We start from the raw sequence: 7593 nt of genomic DNA on the forward strand, positions 1-7593 counted from the left end.
CCTCCCCTTCCCCGGCTGATTGCCCTCCCCTCCGCCGATGCCGCCACTTTGCCGAGCCCGCCCTTTACCCTCGTACGCATGACCAGCGACGACCCCGCATCGGCACCCGGCTCCCGTTCCATCGCGAACCTTTCCGCGCTCTCCCCCGCACAGACCGAGGCCGTCATCGACCTGCTCGCGGAGGCCGCCCACAGCGACGGCCGGCAAGCGGTGTCCGAACAGGGCCGGCTGCAACTGCGGGGTGGCCCCCGCGAGGGCGTCTCCCATCTGCTGCTCTTCCTGGACGGCGAACTCATCGCCTACGCCCAGCTGGAGGACACCGACCCCGTCGAGGCCCCGGCCGCCGAGTTGGTCGTCCACCCCGCGCACCGCGGCCACGGGCACGGCCGGGCGCTCGGCTCGGCCCTGCTCGCCGCCTCCGGCAAACGGCTGCGGGTGTGGGCCCACGGCGGTCACTCGGCCGCCCGGCATCTCGCCCAGGTGCTCGGTCTTTCGCTGTTCCGCGAACTGCGCCAGATGCGCCGGCCCTTGACCGACCTCGACCTGCCCGAGCCCGTGTTCCCCGAGGGGGTGACCGTCCGCACCTTCGTCCCCGGGCAGGACGACGGGGCCTGGCTGGCCGTCAATGCCGCCGCCTTCGCCCACCACCCCGAACAGGGCTCCCTCAGCCAGCGCGATCTCGACGACCGCAAGGCCCAGCCCTGGTTCGACCCGGCCGGCTTCTTCCTCGCCTTCCGCGAGGACCGGCTCATCGGCTTCCACTGGACGAAGGTCCACGCCGAGGAGGGGATCGGCGAGGTGTACGTCCTCGGTGTCGCCCCCGGTGCCCAGGGCGGCGGCCTCGGCAAGTCCCTCACCACCATCGGCCTGCGGCATCTCGCGGCCCAGGGGCTGCCCACGGCCATGCTCTACGTCGACGCCGACAACAAGGCCGCGGTCTCGGTGTACGAGCGGCTGGGGTTCGTCACCCACGAGACGGACCTGATGTACCGCACGGAAACCTGAGGGCCCGGCCTCATCCCCGCACTCCCCCGGACGGGCTGAGGCGCACCGGCCGGCGTCTCAGCGGCTCAGGAACGCACAGCGCCGTGGACGTCAGCGTCACCGCCAGGAGCACCGCCCATCTCACGTGGGTCTCCTCCCACCAGTGGTCCGCCGGCAGGGTCAGCAGTCCCCAGCGTGCCGGGACGAGGACGGCCGGCGCGGCCGCCGCGCACAGCCATATCGCCGCTCCCTTTCCCACCTCGGCGCCGTCCGTGAACCGCACGGTGGCGGTTGCCAGGGCGATGGCGAAGGTGGCTGTGGCAAGGGCCTCCAGCGTGACCGGGCCCAAGGGCGGGCGGGTCGCTCCTGGCAGCAGGAGCAGTACCGCCGTCCACCACAGTGCGAGCAACGGGGTTGCCATCGCGAGGCGCAGGCCTGCTCGGTAGGGCCGGCCGAGCGGGCTTGCGGCGGTGGTGTGCCGGGCCGGGTCGTCGAGCAGGAAGGCCAGGCCCACCCCGCCGCTCAGCGCGGTGACCCGCAGCACCGTCAGTCCCACCTCCGCCCCCGGTGTCTGGTCCGGCAGCCGCGTACTCGCGGCGAGCAGCAGGCCCAGGCCACCGGCCGCCGTCAGCGCCACCCAGGGCAGGGACCGCCACACCGGCGGGGCGAGGGACCGCACAAGCGCTCGGGAGCGGCGGGTGGTGACGGGTGGGCCGTGGCGGTCGGCGGGGGTGGGGCCGTGGCCGGCAGTAGCGGGCGGGCCGTGGCGGTCAGAGGAGGTCGGGCCGCGGCCGACGTTGCGGGACAGACCGTGCCCGTCGGAGTGGGGGGACAAGCCGTGACCGTCTGAGGGGACGGCCCGGTACGGGCGGCGCCCGGCAGTAGCGGGCGGGCCGTGGCGGTCGGCGGGGGTGGGCCGTCCGCCGGATGCGGGGTCTTCCGGCTCCGTCGCGTCTCCTACTCGTCGCACGACTCCACCCCCTGCGGCACCGCCACGCCCAGCAGCTTCGCCGCCTCGGCCGTCGAGGTCTGCGCCGATGTCAGTGCCGACCAGTGCTTCTTGACCAGGGCGGTGGTCTCCGCCCTCGGCTGGGCGAGCAGTTCACGGATGACGGTCGTCTGGTGGTCCGTCAGACTCAATCCGTTGGTGGGGGCCAGGACCTGGCCTGAGCCGGTGGTGCTGTCGTCCAGCCGCACGTTCTGGAATGTGGCCATCGGGGTGGGGTCACTGCCCAGCACCAGCCACATGATGGTCACCGCGCGGGCGTCGCACATCTCCCGCGTCGTCGCGTCCTCGGTGCCCGCGACCAGGACGGTGGCCGCTCCCACGGCGAACTCGGGGACGCGGTTGCCGCCCCAGCGGGTGCCTACGGTCACCTCGCCCGGTGTGGTGGAGGGATCCAGCGCGGCATCCACCTCGATGCCGCCGTCGGCGTCGATGCGCTGACGAACCACCAGCCGTGCCTCGGCCGCGCTGCCGCCGGCCGCGGACCGGAGCCGGTCGACGACCGCCGCCCAGTCGTCCCGTACGCCCTTCCACTCGGGGAAGGCGCAGTACGTCGATTGCTCGTACTCCGTGCAGGACTGGAACTTCTGCGGGGTCGTGGACGCGGCCTTCCGTGCCGCCTCCAGGGCGGCGGTGTCCTGCGGGAGCTGGCCGATCGCGCCGGTCGCCGTGACCGCGAGTGCGAGGGCGGTGGCCGCCTTGACCGCGCGGGTGCGTCCGCCGCACAGCAACAGGGCCGCGCAGGTCAGCAGGGCGCACAGCCCCAGCAGATAGAAGGCGTGCCAGGCGGCGGGGCGGCCGAGGAGGTTGCTGGGGACCGGGTCGCCGCCGGAGATCCCGGAGAAGACCATCGGGGAGAGCCAGCCCACCCAGGGGTCGCCCGACTCGGTGGCGTCCGCGACGAGGACCATGAGCAGATATGTGCCGATCACGAAGAGTATGGGCGCGAAGGGCATGGGCACGAGCCGGGCCAGCAGGACGCCGGTGATACCGGCCATCAGGACGACCAGCGGGCCCACGGCCAGTTCACCGGCCGAGCCGTGACCGATCGCGCCGGGCTTCGAGGCTTCCCGGGTGAACTCGGCCGCGACCACGACCGCGGTGAGCACCGCGAACGGCACCGCGGAGAGCACGTGCGCGAGGGCGCGGCGCCAGGGTTCCATCGCCATGACGTCGAACTGCTGGACCGTGCCGTGTCTGCGTGAGCGCAGAGCGGCGGCGTTGGTACAGACGAGCAGGGCGATGGCGAGGAGCAGCGGGGCCGTCTGGGTACTGCGGTCGACCGTGTTGAGGACGGGGTAGTCGCTCATGCCGTCCTGGAACATCAGCCGTGCGGTGGTGAAGCCGAGGTAGAGGACGATGAAGACCAGTACCGGGATCTGGAGGAAGAGTTCGCGGGCTTCGAAGCGGGCCAGGGCGAGCACGGCGCCGGGGCGGCGGCCGGGTCCCTGGGGTTCTGGGAGCGCGGGGGCGTTTTCCCTGACCGTCGTGATCGTGCTGCTCATGCGGTCACCGTCCGGCTCTCCCTGTCGAGGGTGAGCAGATAGCCGTCCTCCAGGGTGGGTTCGAGCAGGTCGGCGCCCTTCGGCGGATCTCCGACATTGCGGAAGGTGCCGGTGCCGGTGCGCCAGCCGGCCAGGGCGGCCGGGTCCCGCTCCGCGCTGCTCCAGACCCGGCCTGCGGCACGGGCGGTCAGGTCGGCGGGGGTGCCCTCGAAGCGGACGCGGCCCTGGGCGAGGACCACGACCTGGTGGCAGAGCATCGCCACGTCCTCGGTCTGGTGGGTGGACAGCAGGACCGTGCGCCCCTCGCCCGCCTCGGCGATCAGCCCTCTGAAGCGCATGCGCTGCTCCGGGTCGAGACCGACGGTCGGCTCGTCCAGGACGAGGAAGCCGGGGTCGCCGACGAGCGCGGCGGCCAGCGCGACGCGCTGCCGCATGCCGCCGGACAGACGCTTGATCCGCTTGCCCCGCACGTCCGCGAGGTCGACGGCGTCCAGCACGCGCCGCACCTCGCGGTGCCGGGCGGCGCGGTCGGTCAGTTCCTTCAGGATCGCCACGTAGTCGACGAACGCGAAGGCCGTGAAGTCCGGGTGGAAGCCGGGCGTCTGGGGCAGATAGCCGAGCGCGCGGCGCAGGGCCAGGCGGCCGGCCGAGGTGCCGGGATCGTGCCCGAGGGCGGTGAACTCGCCCCGGTCCGGCGGCACGGCCGTGGCCAGCACCCGCAGCAGGGTGGTCTTCCCGGCGCCGTTGGGGCCGAGCAGGCCGGTCACGCCTCGCGTCAGGCGCAGCGAGACGCCGTCCAGGGCGTGGGTGCCGCCGTAGCGCAGGGACAGGCCGGTGGCCGTCACGGTGGTGGGCGGGGTGGTCATGCGGGGCTCCTGGGATTCCGGTCGGTGGGCGGAGGCGGTCGGGGGCGTCATACGGCGCCGCCGTCCGCGAAGCCGCCCACGGGACGCGCGTCGAAGCGGTCCCGGGTCTGGTAGAGCAGCACGGTGGCGAGAGCCGCTATGGCTGCCGAGGCCGACTGCCCGGCCGCCGTGAAGGGCACGAGTGTGGTGCCGGAGTGGGCCTGCGACTGCACCACCGCCAGCAGAGTCACCCAGGCGCCGCCCACCAGGCCGGGCGCGAGGACCGGACCCAGCCGGGGGGTCAGTGCCAGGCCGGTCGCGGTCAGGGCGAGCGCGGGCAGCAGCCAGGTCAGGGCCAGCAGCCCGTACTCCGGCAGGGCGAGGGTGGCCAGGCCGTTGAACGCGAGGCCCGCGGTCAGCACCGCCACCGTCCGGATCATCAGCAGCCGGAAGCCGTGCATCGGGGCGACGACAGCCATCTCGTACGACGGGTCCAGCGCGGGCCCGTACGACAGAGCGACCCCGCCGAGCGGGAGGAGCGGGGCGAGGGCGAGGAACAGTGCGGGCCGGTCCACCAGGTGCACCGCCAGTACCGTCATCACCAGCAGGGACAGCACCGCCAGCAGCCACGACCGTCGCAGCACCGGGGTGGCCGTCAGCAGCCGGGCGGTGTGATCGGCCACGCCGAGCCGCATCAGCAGCCGCTCGGCCAGGCTCGGCCGGGGCGCGTCCAGTTCGGCGTCCAGCCGCTCCCAGGCTTCGTCCAGCGCGACCGGGTCGGCCGCCCCCGCGAGCCGCGACCGGCATTCGGCGCACCCCGTGAGGTGCGTGTCGGCGGACCACAGGAGGGGCGCAGCCAACTCGCCCCGCACATAGGCCCGCAGGTCCTCATCTGCCACGTGCCATGTCATGCCAGGGCCTCCTTCGCTCTGCCGGCCTCCACGCATCCGCGCGGGCGCCCTTCCGCCACGTACCGCCTCATGCCAGCGCCTCCCGCAGTTGCTTGCGGGCCCGCTGCGCCCGCGTCTTGACCGTGCCCGGGGGGATGCCGAGCAGGACGGCGGCCTCCCGGGTGGTGAGTCCGTCGATGACGGTGGCCTGGAGGACCGCCCGCAACTCCGGTGAGAGGCGCGTGAGGGCACCGGCGAGGTCCCCGTGCTCCACTCCCGCGAGCACGCGCTCCTCCGCCGAGGCCTCGTCGCGATGACGCAGCCGGGCCAGCGTCTGGCGCAGCCGCCCCCGCGCCCCGTCACCGCGCACGGCGTCGACGAGGCGGCGGGAACCGATGCGCCACAGCCAGCCGGCCGCGTCCTCGGAGTGGCCCTCCGCCCTGAAGCGGGCGGTACCGCGCCACACCGCGAGGAACGTCTCCTGGACGACGTCGTCGACTATCGCGGCGTCGGCGCAGCGACTGCGCATGCGCGCGGTAAGCCACGGCGCGTAGCGCCGGTACAGCTCCTCGAAGGCGTGACGGTCCCCGTCTGCCGCGATGGCCCGCAGCAACTCCCCGTCGCTTCTCGTTTCGCTCACATCCCCTCATCGGACGAGCCCCATCGATCGGTTCACGATCCGGCACCCGAGTTTTTCTTCCACCTCGACCCTCACCACGCCGCGCCCCACCACGCCCACCGCACCCACCGCACCCACCGCGCCCACCGCGCCCAGCCGCATCCCACAACCTGCACCCACACCCACACCAGCTCGCCCACTTGACTTGCCACGCCCACTTGCACCACCCTTTCACTACTCAATTAGTGAAAGGGTGGTTGCCGAGTGGTGGAATACCGCATCGACCGGCACAGCGGCGTGGCCACCTACGTCCAGATCGTCCAGCAGACCAAACAGGCCCTGCGCCTGGGCATGCTGCGCCCCGGCGACAAGCTGCCGACGGCCCGCGAGGTGGTCGAGGCCACCGCCATCAATCCCAACACCGTGCTCAAGGCCTACCGCGAGCTGGAACGGGACGGACTGGTGGAGGCCCGGCGCGGGGTAGGCACCTTCGTCCGGCGCGGACTGAGCACCGCCCCCGCCGACTCGCCCCTGCGCACCGAGCTGGACGAGTGGGCGGGCCGGGCCCACGAGGCAGGCCTGGACCGGGACGACGTGACCGCGCTCTTCACCGCCGTACTGGACGAGCACTTCACGGACGACCGCGGAGACCCGGGCACCGACCGCACCGACACCACCGACCGCACCGACCGCACCGACCGCACCGACGCCACCGACGGCACCGTCGGCACCGATCGCAGCAGAACCACAGGCCGCGCCAAAGCCGCAGGCCGCAACGGGGACGGCCGGCCCCACCCCACCACCCACGACCAGCACTCCCAGGGGGACCCTTCATGACCGACACCGCCATGGCGGCAACCGCGCTCGGCAAGCGCTTCGGCCGGCGCGGCAGCTGGGCGCTGCGCGACTGCACGTTCCGGCTGCCCACCGGCCGCGTCTGCGCCGTCGTCGGCCCCAACGGCGCGGGCAAGTCCACGCTCCTCGCCCTGGCCGCCGGCCTGCTGGCCCCCTCCGAGGGCTCGGTCACCGTCCTCGGCACGGACCCGGCGTCCGCACGCGCGCGTGTCGGTTACGTCGCCCAGGACAAGCCGCTGTACCCGCAGCTCACGGTCGCCGAGACGCTGCAGGTGGGCGCCGACCTCAACCCGGCACGCTGGGACGCCGTCATCGCGGAGCGGATCGTCTCCGCGGGCGAGCTGAACCCCAAGGCCCGCATCCGCACGCTCTCCGGCGGTCAGCGCACGCGTGTCGCGCTCGCCCTGGCCCTCGGCAAGCGGCCGGAGCTGCTCCTCCTGGACGAGCCGATGGCCGACCTCGACCCACTGGCCCGGCACGAGCTGATGGGCACCCTGATGGCGCAGGCCGCGCAGCACGGCACCACGATCGTGATGTCCTCGCACGTGGTCGCCGAGCTGGAGGACTCCTGCGACCACCTGCTGCTGATCGGGGGCGGCGGGGTCCGCCTGGCCGGTGAGATCGACGAACTGCTGGCCGCTCACGCGCGTGTGAGCGCACCCGCGGAGACCACGGGGACGGGTGAACTGGACGCGCACACGATCGTCGAGTCCCGCGTGACCGGCCGCCAGCTCACCGCCCTCCTGCGCCCCTCGGGCCCGCTCGCCGAGAACTGGCGCCCTACGGCGCCGTCCCTTGAGGACCTCGTCCTCGCCTACCTCCGCAGCCCCCAGGCGGCCCCCCTCACCCCCGCCCACCCGGCGGAGGCCGCCGCATGAAGCACACCGAC

7 protein-coding genes and 1 pseudogene are annotated in these 7593 nt (G+C 73.4%); 3 read left to right on the top strand and 5 right to left on the bottom strand.

Annotated elements, in window-relative coordinates; genetic code table 11:
- The first annotated feature begins 78 nt into the window (after positions 1-78).
- On the top strand, positions 79-1005 hold the full coding sequence (gene mshD / locus P1P75_RS37550; RefSeq protein WP_319263883.1) for a mycothiol synthase: 927 nt from the start codon (positions 79-81) through the stop codon (positions 1003-1005).
- A 10-nt stretch (positions 1006-1015) separates the two neighbouring features.
- Here mshD and P1P75_RS37555 read toward each other — a convergent pair whose 3' ends face one another.
- The 5 genes from P1P75_RS37555 to P1P75_RS37575 form a co-directional block, all read right to left on the bottom strand.
- On the bottom strand, positions 1016-1819 hold the full coding sequence (locus tag P1P75_RS37555) for an ABC transporter (RefSeq protein WP_319263885.1): 804 nt from the start codon (positions 1817-1819) through the stop codon (positions 1016-1018).
- A 122-nt stretch (positions 1820-1941) separates the two neighbouring features.
- Complete coding sequence (locus P1P75_RS37560; protein WP_319263887.1) at positions 1942-3495, bottom strand: ABC transporter permease; 1554 nt, start codon at positions 3493-3495, stop codon at positions 1942-1944.
- The gene (locus P1P75_RS37565) at positions 3492-4361 is read right to left on the bottom strand and encodes an ABC transporter ATP-binding protein (RefSeq protein ID WP_319263888.1); all 870 of its coding nucleotides are present in this window, start codon (positions 4359-4361) and stop codon (positions 3492-3494) included. The genes P1P75_RS37560 and P1P75_RS37565 overlap by 4 nt, the downstream gene beginning before the upstream one ends.
- A gap of 47 nt (positions 4362-4408) precedes the next feature.
- A complete protein-coding gene (locus tag P1P75_RS37570; RefSeq protein ID WP_319263890.1) occupies positions 4409-5251 on the bottom strand; it encodes a zf-HC2 domain-containing protein in 843 nt (280 codons plus the stop codon).
- 67 nt (positions 5252-5318) lie between these two features.
- Positions 5319-5870: an RNA polymerase sigma factor gene (locus tag P1P75_RS37575; RefSeq protein WP_150471688.1), complete on the bottom strand. Its 552-nt coding sequence runs from the start codon at positions 5868-5870 to the stop codon at positions 5319-5321.
- Between the two features lie 243 nt (positions 5871-6113).
- Between P1P75_RS37575 and P1P75_RS37580 the strand changes: the two are divergent.
- Positions 6114-6485, top strand: a pseudogene (locus P1P75_RS37580) (GntR family transcriptional regulator); the annotation flags it as partial.
- 197 nt (positions 6486-6682) lie between these two features.
- Positions 6683-7582 (top strand): ABC transporter ATP-binding protein, encoded by a 900-nt coding sequence (locus tag P1P75_RS37585; protein ID WP_319263892.1) that lies wholly within the window; start codon positions 6683-6685, stop codon positions 7580-7582.
- Positions 7583-7593: the final 11 nt, after the last annotated feature.

This window comes from Streptomyces sp. ID05-39B (genome assembly GCF_033794725.1).
GTDB classification, from domain to species: domain Bacteria; phylum Actinomycetota; class Actinomycetes; order Streptomycetales; family Streptomycetaceae; genus Streptomyces; species Streptomyces bobili.